At 60.8% G+C, this 255-nt stretch carries 1 protein-coding gene; it reads left to right on the top strand.

The window, feature by feature from the left end:
* A partial coding sequence (locus FCK22_RS18195) for a class I tRNA ligase family protein (protein WP_169306125.1) occupies nucleotides 1-255 on the top strand: 255 nt, incomplete at both ends.

The following is a 255-nucleotide window of genomic DNA, read 5'->3' as shown; positions in this document are numbered from 1 at the left end:
AAAGCTGGTGGCGCACCGACCGCGGCGCCGAAGACGTGCGCTACACCCAGTTCATGGGCAAGGACAATGTCCCCTTCCACACGCTCAGCTTCCCCGCCACGATCAAGGGCTCGGGCGAGCCGTGGAAGCTGGTGGATTACATCAAGTCCTTCAATTACCTCAATTATGACGGCGGTCAGTTCTCCACCTCGCGTGGGCGCGGCGTCTTCATGGATCAGGCGTTGGAAATCCTGCCGGCGGATTACTGGCGCTGGT

The organism is Sulfitobacter sp. 15WGC (assembly GCF_005068605.1).
GTDB classification, from domain to species: Bacteria; Pseudomonadota; Alphaproteobacteria; order Rhodobacterales; family Rhodobacteraceae; genus Sulfitobacter; species Sulfitobacter faviae.
This window is presented reverse-complemented; position numbering and strand designations above follow the sequence as displayed.